Origin of the sequence: Trinickia caryophylli (genome assembly GCF_034424545.1) — a bacterium.
GTDB classification, from domain to species: Bacteria; Pseudomonadota; Gammaproteobacteria; order Burkholderiales; family Burkholderiaceae; genus Trinickia; species Trinickia caryophylli.
On record NZ_CP139971.1, the window covers coordinates 195,156 to 213,282 of the forward strand.

The window sequence follows — 18,127 nt, forward strand, 5'->3', positions numbered from 1 at the left end:
CTCTACCTCGATGAGTCGGCCGCCTCGACGAGCCGGCGGGCGATCTCGGCGAGCCGTACGCCCGCGTCCATCGCGCGTTTGCGCAGCGTGGCGTAGGCGTCGTGCTCGGACATCTTGCCGCGCTCCATCAGAAGCCGTTTGGCGCGGTCGATCGTCTTGCGCTCGGCAAGCTCGCCTTCCACCTTCGCCAGGCGCTGCCGCAGCTTTTCCTCGTGCGCGAAGCGCGCGAGCGCCACTTCGAGAATCGGCGCCAGCCGCTCGGGCGCCAGCCCTTCTGCCAAATAGGCGGTCACGCCCGCATCCACGGCCTCGCGGATCAACTGCTGATTCGCGTCGTGGCTGAACATCAGCACGGGCCGCGGGGCGGCTTCGTTCATGACGGCCAGGTTTTCGAGCGTGTCGCGCGAAGGCGATTCCGTATCGATGATGATGACGTCGGGCCGCTCGCGCTCGACTACTTTCGGCAAGGCCTGGGGCGTAGCCGCCTCGGCAAGCATTTCATAGCCGAGGCGTGCGAGGGCCTCGCGCATTTCGCCGATGGGTTTCTCGGTATCGGTGACGAGCAGGATGCGCAGCATCGATAAGCTCATGCAACAGCTGTGGCGTTCATCAGTCTCTTGATTTCAGGGACACAGGAGCCGCAGACAGTACCGCACCCGAGCGTCGATTTCAAATCGTCGAGACTCGCCTGTGCCGCGACGGCCTCTTCGATCTGCGTTTGCGTGACCTGCTTGCAGTTGCAGACGATGCGCGCCCGGGGCGCAAGCGCGCGCAGCGCGTCCTCGCCGCCCGGCAGAAAAATCGTATGGCGCGGGCCCGGCCACGCGGTGCCCGAGCGGATCTGCTCGATCATCGCGCGCGCGCCGCTCGTCTCGCCCGTCAGCAAAAAACCGTCGATCACGTTGCCGTCGCTCCAGGCGACACGCTGCTCGCGGCCGCGGCGCGGGTCGCGGTATTCGAGCAGATCGTCGCCACGTGGCAATCCTAGCGCATCGTGCAGCTTTTCGACCCATTCGGGATGGGCGATGCCGTCCGCCGCCGAAACGACGAGCAGGCCTTCGTCCTCGATGCGTACCGACGCGTAGCGGCGTTCGGCCAGCAGCGGCTGGACGGCCGCGCGCAACTGCTGCGTGTCGCCGCGTTTGGCGGCCACTACGCGCCACGGCAGGTCCGGTACCTCGATGCGCACGGCGGCATGTTTGAGCTCCGGCTGCCCGGAATACGGATCGACCGCGCCGATCGTCGCTTCGTTTACGCCCCCGCTGTTGAGGTACTGGCCGCTCCAGTGCATCGCGGCGAAAAGCGTGCCGGAACGGACGTCGTCCGACACTTCGAGCGGCAGCACGACCTTGCCGCGCCGGCTTGCCACGCTCACGAGGTCGCCTTCCTTCAAGCCGCGCCGGGTGGCATCGCCGCGATGCATGACGACGGTCGCTTCGGGCGCATGCGCGAAGAGTGCATCGGCGCGGCCCGTACGGCTCATGCCGTGCCACTGGTCGCGCAGCCGGCCCGTGACGAGCCGGAACGGATAACGCGCATCGGCCGATTCGGCCACGGGCAGATAGGGCGTCAGCTGAAATTGCGCGCGGCCGTCGGCCGTCGCGAAACGGCCGTCGGTGTACCGGCGCGCCAGCCCGCTCGGTGCATGCGCCACGTACGGCCATTGCCGAGGGCCTTGCTCTTCCAGCACCGCGTACGAAAGTCCACCGATGTCGAGATCGCGGCCGACCGTCAGCGTGCGATGTTCGTCGAAGATCTCGGCTGGCGAGCCATACGGAAAAAGGCCAGGGGCCGTATCGCCGCGGCTCGCTTCGTCTTGCGCGAGCCGGCGCTCGAGCCGCCGCGCGACTTCGGCAACGATCCACCAGTCGGGCCGCGCTTCGCCGGGCGCGTCGATGGCGGGCCGCACGCGCGAGATCCGGCGCTCCGAATTGGTCACGGTGCCCGATTTCTCGCCCCAGGTGGACGCGGGCAGCAGTACGTCGGCGTAGGGCACCGTATCGGTCTGCGTGAACGCTTCCTGCACGACGACGAACTCCGCCGTCTTCAACGCCTTGCGCACGCGTGCGATATCGGGCATCGAATGAACCGGGTTCGTGCAGGCGATCCATACGGCCTTGATCCGGCCGTCGGCGATCGCATCGAACATCTCGACGGCGGGCATCCCCGGCCGATCGGACAGGCCTTGCACGCCCCACAGCGCCTCGACTTCGGCGCGGTGCGCAGCATTGCCGATGTCGCGGTGCGCGGCGAGCATCGTGGCCATGCCGCCCACCTCGCGCCCGCCCATTGCGTTGGGCTGGCCCGTGAGCGAGAACGGTCCCGCGCCGGGCCGGCCGATCTGCCGCGTGGCGAGATGCAGATTGATCAGCGAGAGGTTCTTGTCCGTGCCATGGCTCGACTGATTGAGCCCCATGCAATAGAGCGACAGCGTGGCCGGGCTCGCCGCGAACCATTCGGCGGCCCGAATCAGGTCTTGCTCGGCAATGCCGCAAATGCCGGCTGCCACGCGCGGCGAATACTCGCGCACGAGCGCCTTCAGTTCAGCGAAGCCGTGCGTGTGCGCGTCGATGAAATGCCGGTCGAGCATCCCCTCCCAGATGAGGTGATGGAGCATGCCGTTGAAGAGCGCCACGTCGGTGCCCGGCTGAATCGCGAGATGCAGGTCGGCAAGCGCTGCCACGTCGGTGCGGCGCGGATCGACGACGATCCACCGAATGGACGGGTTCTTCGCTTTGGCATCTTCGAGCCGGCGAAACAGCACGGGGTGCGCATAGGGCATGTTGCTGCCCGCGAAGAGCACCGTCTGCGCCAGTTCGAGGTCTTCGTAGCAGGTCGGGGGGCCGTCCGCACCGAACGCCTTTTTATAGGCCGTGACGGCACTCGACATGCAAAGCCGCGAGTTCGTGTCGATGTTGTTCGTGCGCACGAGCCCCTTGGCCAGCTTGTTGAAGACGTAGTAGTCCTCGGTCAGCAGTTGCCCGGAGATGTAAAAGGCGACGGCGTCCGGCCCGTGGCGCTCGATGATGTCGGCGAAGCGTTCGGCCACGTGGTCGAGCGCGCTCGACCAGTCCACGGGCTCGCGTGCCGCGTCGCGCTGTGTGCGCAGCTCGGGCTGCAGCGCGCGGCCCGCCGTCGTGGCCGCCGTGAGCGGCAACGTGCGGCCTTTCGTGCAGAGCCGACCGAAATTGGCGGGATGGTCAGGATCGCCGGCAATGCCGGTGATGCGGCCATCCTCCGCCTCGATCAGCACACCGCAGCCTACGCCGCAGTAGCAACAGGTCGAGCGCGTGACGGTTTTCATGCGTTTATCGCCTCCGTCAGGCGAGGCAGAGGTACACGGCGTCGCCGTCGACTTTCACGGGGAAGCGCCGGGCGCAGCCTTCGTCGGGTGCGCGCGCTTCGCCCGTGGCGAGCTCGATGTTCCAGCTGTGCAGTGGGCACGTCACGGCCTTGCCATGCACGATGCCCTGCGAAAGCGCACCGCCCTTGTGCGGACAGTGATCGAGCAGCGCGAACACTTCGTCGTCGGAGGTCCTGAATATCGCGATGTCCCCATCGGCGCGCTTCAGAACACGGCTGCCGAGCCGCGGAATGTCCGACACCTGGCAGACGTGAGTCCAGTTGGGGAGAGTCGAGCGATCCATCATGCAATCCTTATTCGATAACCGTGAGCGGAATGTATTCGCGTTGCTGCGTGCCTTCGATGCGCGCGTGCCACGGATCGGGCAGGCCGTCGAGCGAGTACAGCAGCCGCTCGTAGAGCGCCTTGCGGTTCGCCGCATCTTCGACGATCTTGCGCTTCACGTAGTCGAGCCCCACGCGTGCGAGATAGTGAACGGTGCGATCGAGGTAATGCGCTTCTTCTCGATAGAGCTGCAGGAAGGCGCCTGTATATTCCTTCACCTCTTCCGGCGTCTTCACCTTGGCGAGGAACTGCGCGACCTCGGTCTTGATGCCGCCGTTACCGCCGACGTAAAGCTCCCAGCCGCTATCCACGGCGATGACGCCGACGTCCTTGATGCCGGCTTCGGCGCAGTTGCGCGGGCAGCCCGAGACGGCCAGCTTCACTTTGTGGGGCGACCACATATTCGCGAGCATCGTCTCGAGATCGATGCCCATCTGCGTGCTGTTTTGCGTGCCGAAGCGGCAGAATTCGCTGCCCACGCACGTCTTCACCGTGCGGATCGATTTGCCGTAGGCATGCCCCGACTGCATGCCGAGGTCCTTCCAGACGTTGACGAGATCTTCCTTCTTCACGCCGAGCAAGTCGATACGCTGGCCGCCCGTGACCTTCACCATCGGGATGTTGTATTTGTCGGCCACGTCGGCGATGCGGCGCAGCTCGTCGGGCGTCGTCACGCCGCCTTTCATCTGCGGCACGACCGAGAAGGTATTGTCCTTCTGGATGTTGGCGTGCACGCGCTCGTTGACGAAGCGGCTTTGCGGATCGTCGGCGGCTTCGTGCGGCCAGGTGGAGATCAAGTAATAGTTGATCGCCGGGCGGCACGTGGCGCAGCCATTCGGCGTACGCCATTCGAGGAAATCGTAGACGGCCTGATGCGTCAGCAGCTTTTGCTCGCGGATGGCCTTGCGCAGTTCGTCGTGCGTGCGCTCCGTGCAGGCGCACACGGCCTTCGTCTTCGGCGTTTCCTGGAAGCTCGTGCCGACCGTGCTCATGAGGATCTGTTCGACGAGGCCCGAGCACGAGCCGCAGGAACTCGCGGCCTTCGTGTGTTTTTTCACGTCGTCTAGCGTGAAAAGACCCTTCTCGGTGATCGCCTTGACGATCGTGCCCTTGCATACGCCGTTGCAGCCGCACACTTCGTCGCTGTCGGCCATGGACGCGGCGCGGTTGTGGCCTTGCACGCCGCTGTCGCCGATGCTCGATTCGCCGAACATGAGCCGGTCGCGCAGCTCGCCGAGCTTGCGCCCCTCGCGCAGCAGCTTGAAGTACCAGGCGCCGTCGCTCGTATCGCCATACAGGCATGCGCCCACGAGGCGGTCGTCCTCGATCACGAGCTTCTTGTAGACGCCGCCGGCCGGATCCGACATGACGATCTGCTCGGTGTTCTCGCCGCCGACGAAGTCCCCAGCCGAGAAGAGGTCGATACCCGTGACCTTGAGCTTCGTCGAAAGCACCGAGCCCTTGTACGTGCCGATGCCCATCAGCGCGAGGTGGTTCGCGCAGACCTTCGCCTGTTCGAAGAGCGGTGCGACGAGACCATAGGCAATGCCGCGGTGGCTCACGCATTCGCCCACGGCATAGATGCGCGGATCGTACGTCTGCAGTGTGTCGTTGACCACGATGCCGCGATTGCAATAGAGCCCGGCCTGTTCGGCGAGTGTCGTGTTCGGCCGAATGCCGGCCGCCATGACCACGAGATCGGCCGCGACTTCGTCGCCGTCCTTGAAGCGAACCGCCGTGACTTCGCCGGCTTCGTTGCCGACGATCTCGGTCGTCGCCTTGGACAGCAGGAAGTTGAGCCCGCGCGCTTCGAGCGAGCGCTGCAGCAGCTTGCCGGCGCTCGTGTCGAGCTGGCGTTCGAGCAACGTCGCGGCGAGGTGCACGACCGTCACTTCCATGCCGCGCAGCTTCAGGCCGTTTGCCGCCTCGAGCCCGAGCAGGCCGCCGCCGATCACGACGGCATGACGCTTCACGTTCGCGGCGTCGATCATCGCCTGCGTGTCGTGGATGTCGCGATAGGTGATGACGCCCTTGAGCTGTGCACCCGGCACGGGCAGGATGAACGGCTGCGAGCCCGTGGCGATCAGCAGGCGGTCGTAGGGTGCTTCCGTGCCGTCTTCGGCCACGACGCAGCGGCGCTTGCGGTCGATGCGCGCGATGGCCTTGCCGAGATGCAGATTGATGCCGTTCTGAGCATACCAATCGAGCGGATTGAGCACGATGTCGTCGAACGTCTGCTCGCCCGCGAGCACCGGCGAAAGCAGAATCCGGTTGTAGTTCGGATGCGGCTCGGCGCCGAACACGGTGATGTCGTAGTGATCAGGCGCCAGCGCGAGCAGCTCCTCGATCGTGCGGATACCGGCCATCCCGTTGCCGATCACGACGAGTCGTGGCTTCATCATCGTTGTTGCTCCTTCAAGCGTGGGGCGTCGCAGCGTCGTTGCTCGACTGAATAATCGGAGTCGCATGCGCAAAACGAAACGGCGTCCGCTCGTGCCGGTACACGAGGGGACGCCGTTGTCCTCGAAACGAACGCGATGAAGCATCGATGCCGCACCGCGTTTTGAATTGCATGCATCCCGACACCGTTGCCGGGTACGCGGGCGTTAATGCAAAGGGCGTGCCAACGAGCCGGAACGGCCGCCGCAAAAGGGTTTGCTGGCCACGTGCACCGCGCGCAGGCACGCGGTGCCCTGCGCTGTTGCACCGCAGCAGTGCACTGGCGGCGGGACGTCGCACCCCTTCGGCGCGGGCTCGTGCGAGTTCGGTGCGCGTAATGACGCAGCCGTCGTCTGCCGGCGGCTATAATTCGGAGCCTCATCCCCGTGCCTTGCGGTGTGTCAGCCGGAGTTGGCGCTTTAGCGCCGAGTCCCGCCAACGGGGCATCGATCCGGGGCGGCGTTTTTGGCGCCCGCTCCGATCCTGCCGTGACGGCGGCAAGCATCGCTTGCGCATGGATTTCCCAGGTTTGCCAACGCAAGAGACCAAGGAGGTTCCACATGACCATCCGAATCGGTGACGAAGCACCCGACTTCACTGCCGAAACGACCGAAGGAACGATCAACTTTCACGAGTGGATCGGCAACGGCTGGGCAATCCTGTTCTCGCATCCGAAGGATTTCACGCCGGTGTGCACGACTGAACTCGGCTATATGGCGCGGCTCAAGCCTGAATTCGACAAGCGCAATACGAAGATCATCGGCCTGAGCGTGGACCCGGTCAGCGATCACGAGAAATGGGTCGGCGATATCGCGGAAACGCAGGGCACACCGGTCAACTACCCGATGATCGGCGACCACGATCTCAACGTCGCGAAGCTCTACGACATGATCCACCCGAACGCGAGCGGCGGCCCGCGCACGGCCGTGGACAACGCCACGGTACGCTCGGTGTTCATCGTAGGCCCGGACAAGAAGGTGAAGGCGATGCTCGTCTACCCGATGAGCGCGGGCCGCAATTTCGACGAAGTGCTGCGCCTGCTCGACGCACTGCAGCTCAACGCGAAGCATGCGGTGGCCACGCCCGTGAACTGGCGCCCCGGCGACGACGTCATTATCCCCACGTCGGTCTCGGACGAAGAGGCCAAAAAGAAGTACCCGGAAGGCTTCAAGACGCTCAAGCCGTACCTGCGCACGGTTGCGCAGCCTAAGTAACGATGCCTGCGAGCGGGCCGTCGAGCCCGCTCAGTGCGCGGCGGCCAGCGCGATGCCGGCCGCCGCGCAAAGCGCCACGACCAGCAGCGGCGGCGCTTTCCAGCGCACCAGCAGGAAAAAACCGATGGCCGCAATGGCGAAATCGACGGGGCGCAGGACGGCACTGGTCCATACCGGCGAATAGAGCGCGGCCCCCAGTACGCCCACCACAGCCGCGTTGACGCCAGCAAAGACGGCGGCCATGGCGGGACGTGCACGCAACGACTGCCAATGCGGCAGCGCCGCGACCACGAGCAGCAGCCCCGGCAGAAAAATGACGATGGTCGCGAGTGCCGCGGCGGCCCACTGCAAGGGAGCAGGCACCATCACCCATCCGAGAAACGCCGCGAAGCTGAAAAGCGGCCCCGGCACTGCTTGCGCGGCGCCATAGCCGGAAAGGAAGACATCCGGGCCGACCGCGCCTGCGATGGCGGGCTGATGTTGCAGCAGCGGCAGCACGACATGCCCGCCGCCGAAGACGAGCGCTCCCGAGCGGAAGAAGGCATCGAAGACGCGCGACATCGCGGCGGCTTCGGGCGCGGCCGCGCGCAATGCGCCTGCAACGAGGGGCATGCCGGCGAGCAATAGACAAAATGTCGCGAATGCGAGCAGGCTGGCGCGGCGCGAGATGACCGACGCCATATGCGAATGCGGGGCCGCGGCGCAGGCCGTGCGGGCGGCGGCATCGGCGCCACGGGCAAGTTCGACCCGGCCGAGCGCGAGGCCTGCCACGGCGCCGAGAACGATGGCGGCAAGCTGGGCGAAGCCGCTGCTCACGGTGCTGACGAGCGCGGCTGCGGCAAGGGCGATGGCGGTACGCCGCGCGTCGGGACACAGGCGCCGCCCCATGTCCCATACGGCTTGCGCGACGATTGCCACCGCCGTGAGCTTGAGCCCGTGCGCGAGACCTTGACCGAACCCGCCGCGCATATCGGGGGCGGCGATCGCGAAGGCGATGAGCAGCAGCACGGAAGGCAGCGTGAAGCCGCACCATGCGGCGATTCCGCCGGCCCAGCCCGCGCGCGCGAGGCCGATCGAAAAGCCGACCTGGCTGCTGGCGGGGCCCGGAAGAAACTGGCAAAGACCGACGAGATCGGAGTAGGCGGCATCGTCGAGCCAGCGCCGGCGCTCGACGAATTCGCGGCGAAAGTACCCAAGGTGAGCGACGGGGCCGCCGAACGACGTCAGGCCAAGCTTCAGGAAAGCCGCGAATACCTCGAAGGCGTGGCGCGAGCGGTGCCCGGCGGCGAGCGCGGCGGGCCTAATGATTGAGCCTCTTCATGACCTCGGATTCCAGCGCCGCCTGCCATTCCTCGGATGCTTCGATCGGGTTGATTTCGTCATCGACCGAATAATGCGCGCGCTCGGCGGCGCGGCGCGTAATGTCGTAATCGGGGCCGAGGTCGTCGGCCGCGTCGTCTTCGCCGGGCGGCTCGAGCATGTCGCGCAGCATGGCTGCAAGCTCGGGCGTATCCCAGGGCTTGCCTTGCTGCTTGCACACCTTGATGTAATGCCTGATTTCCGCGTCCTGCTCGGGCGTAAGGGGGAGCCCGCGGAATGTCCGGTTCGGATCGAGGTCGGTCATGATGGCTCTCCGGCGCGATGACAGCCCGAGTGTAGCGCCGTTGCGGGCCGGCACGCTATCGGAGAATTGCCATACGCGTGCGAATGGCGGAAACGTCCGCCGCCGGGCGGCAGATGCGGGTCAGTGGTGAGCGTGGGTCTCTACCTGCGCCGGGGGGACGGCTACTGCGGTGAAGAACGCGCGCAGCCGCTTATCCCAGGTTTCGTCGAGCAACGGAACATCGGCTGCCGCGCGCTGTTGCAGCTCGCGATCCACGTGAATTGCGCGCAGCGATCGCGGATGGACAGGACTCCTGAAGAATCGCCCCTGGGCGTCGAGAAAAAGGCAGGACTTGCCGCGATAGCGCGCCCCGCGAATGGAGGTGGCGTCGAACACGTGGCGGGCCGATTCTTTCGGATACACGAAGATCACGTTCACGCCCGAGGCGGCGAGCGAATCGCAGGCGTCGGAAAAGCGATAGATCATCTGGAAGCCGCGCTCGCCCGCGCGCCCCATACCCACCACGATCAATCCGCGCTCGCCCATGACCTCGCCGATCGCACGCAGCGAGTGTTCCTGAGAGGTCAGCCAGACGTTCACATCGATCACGGTGGTCTCCTTGCGAGCCTGATATCCGATTACCCCATCGGCAAAGCTGCAAGGATGATAGCGCAATTGCCCGCGCCCGCGCGAGGAGAGGCGCGGCGCGGCGCGGCGCCGGCCACCCGTCATGCGAGGGCCGCGGGTACGAGCAGGAGCGGTGTTTGCGCGATCCGGGCAACGCGGCCGGCCACGCTGCCGACGAACCAGCGCGCAATGCCGCGCCTGCCATGCGTGCCCATCACGACGAGGTCCGCCTGCCAATGCAACGCATCGCGGACGATGGCGTGCGCAACATCGTCGGCCGTGCGTCCGGTCTCGATCATCGCCGTGCTCGATTGGGCCGTGACGCTCGAGAGGATGCGCGCCGCTGTGGCAAGGGCGGCTTTGCCTTCGTCTCTGAATGCGTCTTCCAGTAGATGAACGGGTACGAAGTCGGTCAACCGCACGGCGCGGTCGATGACGTACACGGCGCGCAATTGCGCATCCGGCGCCGCGAGCGTCGATCCATATTGAAGCGCCTTGGCCGACGTCTCGCTTCCGTCGACAGGAAAAACAATCCGTTTCGGCGCGTGCTCGATCGGTGCGGTATAGCCCTCGGGCACGATCAGGAGCGGGCGCCGCGCGAGTGCGGCCAGTGGCTCGGACACCGTGCCTTCGACCCAGCGCAGCAGCCCGTGATGTTGGCGCGCGCCGACCACCAGGAGGTCCGCTGCCCGTCTGTTGGCTTCGCTCGCGAGTGCCCGGGCGATATCGCCGCCCTCCCTGGCCAGATCGATGACGGCGGTTTCCAGTATGACGTCCTGGCCGGCAAACACTTCGTGCGCTTGTGCCACCGCATTGTGCGCATCCTGGAGCAGTTCCTTGCGCGCCGCTTCGAGTTCCGCGTCCACGAGCGGCGTGGTGGGCACGAGCGTGCGCGGGTTGTCGGCAACGCTCACGGCCGCGATTCGCGCACCGGCTGGCGCGATCTTCGACACGTAGGCAAGCGCCCGCCCGGAGGCCGGCGATCCGTCGACTGCAATGAGGATGCTGCGCGCGGGCGCTACTGTTGGGATGCGCGAATCTTGAACGCTCATTGTCTGCTCCATGTCGAGGACCTTGTCGGGTAATCGTAAGATGCCATCGTCGCCGGCGCACCCGTTGATTTGCGTCAAGACAAGGGGGCTTGCGGCGCAGAGAAGGGCACTTCGCGCCATACCCGCCGTTTCTTCAGGGCTCGCCGTGCCCCCCGGACACGCCGTAGATCTGCCCCGTGATATAGCTCCCCTGCGCCGATGCGAGCAGAACGTATACCGAAGCAAGCTCCGCGGGCTGCCCGGGGCGGTGCATCGGCACTTGTTCGCCGAAGTGCTGCACGTTCTGTGTCGTTTGTCCGCCCGTTACCTGCAACGGGGTCCAGAACGGCCCCGGCGCCACGCCGTTGACGCGTATGCCTCGGCTCACCAATTGCTTGGCGAGACTTTTGGTGAAATTGGCGATCGCCGCCTTGGTCATCGAGTAGTCGAGCAGGTTGACGGATGGGTCGTAGGCGTTGACCGAGGTGGTGTTGACGATGGCCGAGCCTGGTGGCATGTGGGGGATGGCCGCCTGCGTGATCCAGAAGAGCGCGTAGAGGTTCGTGCGCAGCGTCCAGTCGAACTGCTCGGTCGTGATGTCGAGAATCGAGTCGTGCGTCTGCTGGCGCGCGGCATTGTTGACGAGAATGTCGAGACCGCCCAGGCCGCGCACGGCATCGCCCACGAGCTGCCGGCACGTTGCCTCCTGGCGGATATCGCCGGGCAACACGACCGCTTTGCGGCCGGCCGACTGGATCAGTTGAACCACCTCGCGCGCGTCGGGCTCTTCCGCCGGCAGATACGAAAGCGCGACGTCGGCGCCCTCGCGCGCATACGCGATGGCGGCCGCCCGGCCGATGCCGGAATCGGCGCCCGTGATCAGCGCACGGCGTCCAGCGAGCTTGCCCGAGCCTCGATAGCTTTTTTCGCCGTGATCTGGCCGCGGCGTCATCTTGCCGGCCAGGCCGGGCCATGGTTGCTGCTGAGCGGGAAACGGCGCGTGCGGATAGAGGGTGCGCGGATCGGGCGGCACCCCGGGGCTTGCGCTCGGCGATGAAGCGGCTGGATCGGCCACCGCGCGCGCCGCCACCGCGGTCATGAGGCCGGCGGTCGCACCTTGCATGAGCTTGCGCCGCGATGTCGAAATTTCGTCGGAAGCCACGATCGAACTCCTTTTCGAATCCACGAAGGTCGTGTGAACGGCTATTCGTCAAGCAACGGCGGTGCCCCGCGCGTTTCCGGGTACAGCGATTGCCGCCGCATTCGATAAGACGCGGCCGGTGTCGCAATGGGGGAAGGGACGATGGATCTGCAACAACGCGTGGCGCTCGTGACCGGGGCGGGCTCGGGCATCGGCAAGGCCTGTTCGCTCAAGCTCGCCGCCGACGGTGCGCGTGTCATCGCACACGCGCACAAGGACGAGGAAACCGAGGCGACGGTTGCCGAGATCTTGCGCGAAGGCGGCGATGCCTTCGGCGTGACGGCCGACGTGCGCGACGAGAACGCGTGGCGGGACGCGATCGAATGCGGTGTGGCGCAATACGGCACGCTCGACATCGTGGTCGCGAACGCGGGCATCAACGGCGTGTGGGCACCCATCGACGAATTGCAGCCCGCCGAATGGGACAACACGGTGAACACGAATTTGCGCGGCACCTATCTGACGCTGCATTACACGGTGCCGCATCTGAAGCGCGCGGGTAGCGGCTCGATCGTCATCGTCTCGTCGATCAACGGCACGCGCATGTTCAGCCACGGCGGCGCGTCGGCCTATTCGACGACGAAAGCGGGCCTGCTTGCATTGGGCCAGATGCTCGCGCTCGAGTTGGCGAAGCATCGAATACGGGTCAACGTCGTCTGCCCCGGCAAGATCGATACGGATATCGGCGAGAATACGCGCGCCCGCAACAGCCAGGAAGCCTCGGAGGCAGCGGACTATCCGGAGGGCAAGATTCCGTTGACGGACGGCCGTGCGGGCAAGGGCGCCGACGTGGCAGAACTCGTCGCTTTCCTGAGTTCCGAGCGGGCGAAATTCATTACAGGCACGCCGGTGTGGATCGACGGCGGGCAGTCGCTGCTCGTCGGTTGACTGTCATGCCGGCGCCGACGCCGGCGCCGGCGGCAACCCGTCTTGCCCGCGTCGGCTAACGCGATGGAGGGCCAACTGCGCCGCGGCGCGATCGGCGCTCGCCGCCTTGATATGAGCGGGCGGCGGCCAGGGCGTGCGCGGCAAGAAAATCTGCAGCGGTTACAGGCACGCCTTACACCGCGGCGGCCTGCCTTGCCGTGTGCGCGTTACGAGGCGCTCAGCGAATCGCCTACCACGTGGACGCGCTCGCCGACCTGCAGCGCGGGCTGCGCGTTGTAGCTGAAGTTTCGGTAGCTGCCGTCCTGCATACGCACCTGCACCTGATACGTGGTGGTTTTGCGCACGGCATGCTCGATGCCATTACCGGCCAACCCGCCGCCGACGGCGCCGGCGATCGTCGTCAAGATCCGGCCGCGTCCGCCGCCGAACTGGTTTCCGATCAGGCCCCCCGCGACGGCGCCGCCCACCGCGCCGATGCCCGTCGATTGCACCGGAGTTTCCACCGGGTTGATCGCAACGATTTCGCCGGCGCTCGGATCGATCGCGGCCTGCTGCGGCGCGCGCGCGGGCGCCGTCGTACCGTAGCTGCCGTTTTCGGCGTAAGAGGGCGCGGGCGCGCGGTGGTGCGGCACGCGCGGTGTGCTCGGCTGAGCTTGTTGCGAGGCCCGCTGCGGCGTGACTGCGTTCGTTGCGACGGTCGGGGCGCTGGCTGCGACCATCGGCGCCGATGCGGCGAGCTCCGGCGGCGGGGCGGTTACGGCCCGCGAGGTGGGCAGCAAGCCAGTCATCGCCGCGATGCCGGTGGCGCTGACGAGCACGACGGCTACAGCGGCTGCGGCGATGAGCGGATGAATGCGGTGACGCGGAGAAAGCTGATTGGCCAGGTTCGTGTTCGTGTGGGTATTCATGTCCATGACAGGCTCCGGTGAGGGCTTGTCTGCAAAAACGCCGCGTACACGCGATCGGTGGACCGTCCACTCGTGACATTTGTAAGCGTTTGTTCAACAACGGCCGAGGCGCGCAAGGGGCACCGGGACGTGGCGGCGCCTATTTGTCCACAGATTCTGTGAATGTCCCTGTGGATATCGGCGGGAGAGCATGCGTAACACCTTGATGCAAATGGGATCGGTGTGCGTCGGTGCGAAATATGCAGACGGAGCCCATGGCTTTCCGCTGGAAGCCGCGTCGACGGTTTGGGCCGGATACCGCCCGGCCGCGCTCCGATGCCGCGCACGCGCAAGGGTTGATGCGCGTCAACAGTGTGCGGACGCGCCGTTACTACGATGAGTTCGGGTAGGACTGCTCCATTTGGGCGACGTCGCCCGAGCGCTTCGGGGACCGGTTATGCAAAGCAGGGAAGTGGAAATAGGGGGCGATTATGTCGCGCTGGCCGGTATGTTGACGGTGCCCGAGCGCGCGGTCGGCGTCGTCGCGTTTGCGCATGGCAGCGGCAGCAGCCGGCTGAGCCCGCGCAATCGCGATGTGGCTGGCGTTTTGCAGCAAGCGGGGCTTGCGACCTTGCTGTTCGATTTACTGACAGCCGAGGAATACAGACACGATGTTTTTTCGGCCGAGTATCGCTTCAACATTCCGCTGCTTTCGCGCCGGTTGAGCGTGGCCATCGACTGGCTGCGGCAGGACTCCGCCACGGCCGCGTTGCCGTTGGGGCTCTTCGGTGCGAGCACGGGTGCGGCTGCCGCGCTTTGCGCGGCGGCAACGAAAGGCGAAACGGTACGAGCCGTCGTATCGCGCGGGGGGCGCCCCGATCTCGCCCGAGAGGCGCTCGCGCAAGTGAATGCGCCGACGTTGCTCATCGTCGGCGAATTCGATCCGGACGTCATTCGCCTCAATGAGCAAGCCGCGGCGCAGTTGCACTGTGAGCACAAGATCGAAATCGTGCCTGGAGCGACGCATTTGTTCGAAGAGCCGGGTACGCTGGAGACCGTCTCGGTACTCGCCGCGAACTGGTTCGTCTCGCACCTGGGGGGCGGCGGCTAGCTCGAGCCGGCGATCGAGTTGATCGGGATCTGCTCGCACTGCATTCCGACGCGCCTCGCGAGGCGCGTCGGAAACGAATGCCTCAGCCGCGGATGCCGCGGCTGAATAGCATCAGCGTCTCGGCTGCGGCGGCCGCGTCGGCAGGCGCCTGGCCGGATGTTCCGGCCGCAGCGCTCGCTTCGGCCTCACGTGCCGGCGTGGTTTCGCCTACCGGAGCGGTCTCGCGCACCGGCAAGCCGGAAAGCGCCGCGGGGGCGGCGGATCGAACTGGCGGGGCCGAGGCCATGACCTCGCTCATGGGCCTGGTACGCAGTACCGCTGTGTCGGTGGTATCTCTTGGGGTTAGCGTTTGACCGATTCGCATGATTTATACTCTGTCAATAAAACGATAAGGGAAGTTTGGTGCGATGAATTATTGCGCTGGATTCTTGTTTTTGATTAGGAAAAGGCGAAGAAATTTTCCCTTCAGCGAAATTCGATGTATTCGGATTGCATCGGCGCCTGCCGGTCGGGGGCCGCTTCTGCCTCGCTGCCCCCGACCGGCAGGCGCCGTCCGTTGGAAGCACGGGCTGGATATCTTCTTTGTACTCGTTTAGGAGGCGATGTCGTTATATCAATCCATGATTTTTATATCGCATATTTTGATTTGCGATATGTTGGCTTCATTTTCGTTTGGGGCGATTGTTTTAGTTGTGTTTTTGGATAGTGTATGTCGGTCGTGCAAATGCGCATTGTTGAATTTGTCGGTGCGTAATGTATGACACCGTCAACACGTGCAATCGTTCATATGGAAATCAAAAGAACCTCTAACAGCGATGCCGCTCTGCCTGAACAGGCCGTGCAGCAGACCGGATCGCATCCTCCTTCCGTTGCCCGTAGCCGTTCCGAGCGGTCTCAATCGAGCCCGCACTTCACCGCATTACGGTTGCGGGGGCAGCCAGGCTGCGCCTCTGATGCGAGTCCTGCCGCACGACCCATGGCGCCGCTCCCTCATTCGATTCGGGAAAGAGTTTCGCCGCCGTCGCGGGACCGATTGGAGGCCGGCGCCGGCTTTTCCCAGGCTGGCCTCGAGCGGCCGTTATCCATGACGGAGGATCCGCCCGGCAACGCGCCGACGTTCGAGTCGCGGTCGAGCATTGCCTGCTGCATCGAGAACCGGCTGGACTCGGATACATCGTCCTCGTCTTTTCACAGCGCGGTATCCGAGGTGTTCCCGGAAACGCCGGATTCTTTTCGCACACCGCGGATTTCGACCGAAATCGCCCTGGCCGACCCACCGGCGAACGATGGCGAGGCTGCACCGACCAACGATGTCTCGACTGCGCAGACGCCCGCTGAAATCGCCGCGCCGCAACCGGCCACAGCAGAGCGCGGCCGGTTGCTCGACAGCTACCTGTCGGCAACGCGGCGCCCGCTCGATCTGGAGCGGGCGCTGTCGGCGGTCAAGCTTCGTTGCGCGGCCGAGGTTTACTGCAAAAAGAATCAATGGGCGCGATTTGCACCGCGTCTGCCGAAAAGCGCGGCTGCCCGCCGCCGCTTCGAGGCGCTGGCAGTCATGTCGGCCGACGATTTGATAGCCGACGTACAGGCGAATCCGAAGCGCTATACGAGGACCTTGCTGACCAACCTCGCGCAGCACCATTTATTGTGTGCGCTGAACATCGATGTCGAGCTATACCAAAAGGGAATTCATAAAGCCGGACTCTACGAAGGGCTGCACAGCGTTGCGGGCCGCCTCACGGCATTGGCCGCGGCTGGTGCGAGTGCAGGCGTCTCACTGATTCCCGGCACGGGCCACGCGCTGAAAGCGGGGCAAAAGGCGGTCAAGATCATCGCGCACGAATTGCCGCCGAACATCGTCAATCCCGCATTGACGGGCAGCCTGAGATCGGTGACCGACGTCAAGGAGGCATTCAAGCGCGTGGGCGGTCAGCCGGTGGTGGCCGCCCAGATAGAAAAAAGCCCTGACCTGGCGACGATCGTTCGCTCGCTCGAGGAGCGGCGCGGCGAACTGACGCGGGCGATACAGCGGTTCCGGGAGGCCGCTCGGTTGGGGCGCGAGCACGAAGCGCTCGGGCCGCTGGTCGATTCGTTTCTTGCACTGCACGATGTCGCCGATCGGCAATACAGGCGCCGGATCGGATTGAACCGGACGCAGACATACAGCAAAGGCTGGGGAATGGCGGTAAATGGCGTGGCCGCTGTCGGTACCGTCGTGACGGCGGCCGTGCCGGTAGTCGGCCAGATCGTCGGGCCCGCCGTGCTGGGGGCAGCCGTGCCGTTGCAGTGGGGCGCCGGCTATCTCGACGAGCGGCGCAACAAGCATCGATACGCGTTTCGAGCCAATACCAAGTGGGCCGATTTTCTGAGTACGGATGCCGCGCGCATCCATTTCAAGGACCTCCGGTGCGAACATCTCTCGGAAGCCGCGCTCAGGCGGGTCTTCATTACACAGCCCGAGGTGCGGATCGCAGCTGTGCGGGAAGTCTATGAGGATGCGCTAGGCGAATTGCTGCGCGAGCATGCGGAGCTCGAGCGCAAACTCGGAGCCTCGGACGCGGATGACCCCACGCCGGATCGAACGGTCATGTCACATCGTGCGCGGTTGTCGCACCTGAGTGCGGAAATCCAGCGAACCAAGCAGCACGCGGCCGACTTCGAGTCTTTCGACGCGGCGCGCTGGGCCGCGATTCCCGAGGACAGCGTCATTGGCCGATGCCTCGACGATCTGAAAAAGCTCGAAAAGGCGAACCGCCGCGCGCGCATGCGCAGGCCCGGCGAAAGCGCTCAGATCGTACAGCGCTATGTGCAGGCTTTTCACGGTGGCGTGTCGACGGGTACCGCGCTGCCGATTGTCGATGCCATTGGCGCAATCGATTCGTCCTATGCGCTCGACGATCACGGCCATCATACCCACCTTCACCCATCGGCCGAAGCCGGTACCATCGCCGCCGGAGTGACGGGCGGTGCCGTGTTCACGGCGGCCACCGGCGAGGTCCGCATGAGCAAGGCCGACAACAAGAAACTGCTGTCGCAGACGCTGGTCGATCCCGAGCGGGCACGTACGCATGAGGCACGCTGGGTTTTCGAGGCAGCGGGCCGGCGCGTGGATTTGAGCGCAACGGCGGGCTATCGTCGGCATGTCCACTCGACGTGGGACGAATTGAAGCTCGTCGGACGGGCCGTTCGGCATGGGCTGGTAAGCGGCCCTGTGGGGCTGGCCCACCTTGTTCGCGCGAAATGGTGGCCCGGGGGCGAGCATCGCCAAGCCAAGGCTCGGTTGCGCGAAGCGCTCGACGCGCTGGCGCAGGCGGGACTGGCCCGGCGCCCAGGGGCGGGAGCGGGGCGCGCAAACACGATCTCGGCAATGAAGGACGAGCTCTACGATTACGAGGCGGTGCGCCTACATCTGAAGGTGAAGGTCTGACGACGCGCAGC

Annotated in this window: 14 protein-coding genes; 4 read left to right on the forward strand and 10 right to left on the reverse strand. The window is 65.4% G+C overall.

Features of this window, described 5'->3' with window-relative positions; translation table 11 throughout:
* Nucleotides 1-2: 2 nt before the first annotated feature.
* The 4 genes from U0034_RS20215 to nirB are packed head-to-tail and all read right to left on the reverse strand — an operon-like array spanning nt 3 to nt 6,090.
* A complete protein-coding gene (locus U0034_RS20215; protein WP_085230775.1) occupies nt 3-578 on the reverse strand; it encodes an ANTAR domain-containing response regulator in 576 nt (191 codons plus the stop codon).
* Between the two features lie 8 nt (nt 579-586).
* The gene (locus U0034_RS20220) at nt 587-3,304 is read right to left on the reverse strand and encodes a nitrate reductase (RefSeq protein WP_085230760.1); all 2,718 of its coding nucleotides are present in this window, start codon (nt 3,302-3,304) and stop codon (nt 587-589) included.
* 16 nt (nt 3,305-3,320) lie between these two features.
* Nucleotides 3,321-3,647 (reverse strand): nitrite reductase small subunit NirD, encoded by a 327-nt coding sequence (gene nirD, locus U0034_RS20225; protein ID WP_085230759.1) that lies wholly within the window; start codon nt 3,645-3,647, stop codon nt 3,321-3,323.
* 10 nt (nt 3,648-3,657) lie between these two features.
* Nucleotides 3,658-6,090, reverse strand: coding sequence for a nitrite reductase large subunit NirB (nirB, locus tag U0034_RS20230; RefSeq protein ID WP_085230758.1), 2,433 nt, complete (start codon nt 6,088-6,090; stop codon nt 3,658-3,660).
* A 597-nt stretch (nt 6,091-6,687) separates the two neighbouring features.
* Between nirB and U0034_RS20235 the strand changes: the two genes are divergently transcribed.
* A complete protein-coding gene (locus U0034_RS20235) occupies nt 6,688-7,341 on the forward strand; it encodes a peroxiredoxin (RefSeq protein ID WP_085230757.1) in 654 nt (217 codons plus the stop codon).
* A 30-nt stretch (nt 7,342-7,371) separates the two neighbouring features.
* On the opposite strand, the gene chrA is transcribed toward U0034_RS20235, so the two are convergent.
* The 5 genes from chrA to U0034_RS20260 all read right to left on the reverse strand — a co-directional run bounded on the left by chrA (nt 7,372) and on the right by U0034_RS20260 (nt 11,764).
* A complete protein-coding gene (gene chrA, locus U0034_RS20240) occupies nt 7,372-8,646 on the reverse strand; it encodes a chromate efflux transporter (RefSeq protein WP_085230756.1) in 1,275 nt (424 codons plus the stop codon).
* Nucleotides 8,642-8,965, reverse strand: a complete 324-nt coding sequence (locus tag U0034_RS20245; protein ID WP_085230755.1) for a hypothetical protein — start codon at nt 8,963-8,965, stop codon at nt 8,642-8,644. Before U0034_RS20245 ends, chrA begins: the two co-directional genes overlap by 5 nt.
* 120 nt (nt 8,966-9,085) lie before the next feature.
* Complete coding sequence (locus tag U0034_RS20250; protein ID WP_085230774.1) at nt 9,086-9,553, reverse strand: hypothetical protein; 468 nt, start codon at nt 9,551-9,553, stop codon at nt 9,086-9,088.
* Nucleotides 9,554-9,672: 119 nt separating this feature from the next.
* On the reverse strand, nt 9,673-10,635 hold the full coding sequence (locus U0034_RS20255) for a universal stress protein (RefSeq protein ID WP_085230754.1): 963 nt from the start codon (nt 10,633-10,635) through the stop codon (nt 9,673-9,675).
* Between the two features lie 121 nt (nt 10,636-10,756).
* Nucleotides 10,757-11,764, reverse strand: a complete 1,008-nt coding sequence (locus tag U0034_RS20260; protein WP_085230753.1) for an SDR family oxidoreductase — start codon at nt 11,762-11,764, stop codon at nt 10,757-10,759.
* A 141-nt stretch (nt 11,765-11,905) separates the two neighbouring features.
* Here U0034_RS20260 and U0034_RS20265 point away from each other — a divergent pair, with 141 nt between their 5' ends.
* A complete protein-coding gene (locus U0034_RS20265; RefSeq protein ID WP_085230773.1) occupies nt 11,906-12,691 on the forward strand; it encodes an SDR family oxidoreductase in 786 nt (261 codons plus the stop codon).
* Nucleotides 12,692-12,897: 206 nt separating this feature from the next.
* On the opposite strand, the gene U0034_RS20270 is transcribed toward U0034_RS20265, so the two are convergent.
* Nucleotides 12,898-13,605: a glycine zipper 2TM domain-containing protein gene (locus U0034_RS20270; RefSeq protein WP_233212110.1), complete on the reverse strand. Its 708-nt coding sequence runs from the start codon at nt 13,603-13,605 to the stop codon at nt 12,898-12,900.
* Between the two features lie 430 nt (nt 13,606-14,035).
* Here U0034_RS20270 and U0034_RS20275 point away from each other — a divergent pair, with 430 nt between their 5' ends.
* Nucleotides 14,036-14,689, forward strand: a complete 654-nt coding sequence (locus U0034_RS20275) for a dienelactone hydrolase family protein (protein ID WP_085230752.1) — start codon at nt 14,036-14,038, stop codon at nt 14,687-14,689.
* A gap of 1,084 nt (nt 14,690-15,773) precedes the next feature.
* Nucleotides 15,774-18,116: a hypothetical protein gene (locus U0034_RS20280; RefSeq protein ID WP_199187127.1), complete on the forward strand. Its 2,343-nt coding sequence runs from the start codon at nt 15,774-15,776 to the stop codon at nt 18,114-18,116.
* The last annotated feature ends 11 nt before the right edge of the window (nt 18,117-18,127 follow it).